The following is a 1,073-nucleotide window of genomic DNA, read 5'->3' on the forward strand; positions in this document are numbered from 1 at the left end:
TGGGCATCGTGGCGATGCTCTATCCGTTCAGCGCGCTGATCGCCTTCACCATGGTGTTCGCCATCTACGCCTTCATCGACGGCGTCTTTTCCGTGATCGCGGCGATCCGGCGCGCGGGCGAAGGCGGCCACTGGATCGCGATGCTGCTGCGCGGCCTGCTGGGCGTTGCGCTGGGCATAGTGTTCGTGGCGATGCCGCTGACGGCGACGGTCAGCTATGCGCTGATCACCCTCTTCTTTCTGGCCGGCTGGGCGATCCTGTCGGGCGTGCTGGAGATTGTCGCGGCCATTCGCCTGCGCGACGAGATAGAGGGCGAGTGGCTGCTGGCCGCCAACGGCCTCATCACCCTGGCGCTGGGCATCGGCATCATCGTCCTGTTCACGGTCAATCCGGTCGTCAGCATCCTGTCGATGGGCTGGGCGATCGGCGCCTATGCCCTGCTGTCGGGTCTATTGCTCATCATCCTCGCCCTGCGCCTGCGCCGACGCGTTCAGGGCCGGGCGTAATCGGCGGGCGCGCGAAAGGCGAGATAGGCGAGCCGCCGCACCTCGCGCCGGCCGCGCACCACGGTATCGAGGATGAGGCCGCACATCGCCGATAGCGTCGCCAGGATCATGAGGCCCGTCACCAGGATCGCCGTCGGAAAACGCGGCACCAGCCCGGTTTCGAGATAGGTGACGATCAGCGGCACGGCGAGGCCCAGCCCCAGCAGCGCCAGCAGCGCGGCGATCACCCCGAAGAAGACCACCGGCCGCTCGATCCGGTACAAAGTGATGATGGTGCGCAGGATGCGGAAGCCGTCGCGATAGGTGCTGAGCTTGCTGACCGAGCCTTCGGGCCGAGCGCCATAGGCGGTGACCACTTCCGCCACGGGCATGGCGAGTTCGAGCGCATGGACCGAAATCTCGGTCTCGATCTCGAAGCCGGCCGACAGCACCGGGAAGCTCTTGACGAAGCGCCGCGAAAAGACGCGATAGCCCGAAAGAATGTCGGTGAAGCTGCGGCCGAACAGTTGCTTCAGCAAGGTCGTGAGCGCCCAGTTGCCGAAGCGGTGGCCGCGGCGATAGGCGGCC

At 66.3% G+C, this 1,073-nt stretch carries 1 protein-coding gene and 1 pseudogene; one reads left to right on the forward strand and one right to left on the reverse strand.

What is annotated here, in order from left to right:
* A partial coding sequence (locus B4A72_RS14615) for an HdeD family acid-resistance protein (protein ID WP_292978955.1) occupies nt 1–506 on the forward strand: 506 nt, incomplete at its 5' end.
* Here B4A72_RS14615 and B4A72_RS14620 read toward each other — a convergent pair.
* Nucleotides 491–1,073 (reverse strand): annotated as a pseudogene (locus B4A72_RS14620) (glycosyl transferase); the annotation flags it as partial. The gene B4A72_RS14615 and the pseudogene B4A72_RS14620 overlap by 16 nt on opposite strands.

Origin of the sequence: Paracoccus sp. UBA5162, assembly GCF_002413585.1 — a bacterium.
Taxonomy (GTDB): domain Bacteria; phylum Pseudomonadota; class Alphaproteobacteria; order Rhodobacterales; family Rhodobacteraceae; genus Paracoccus.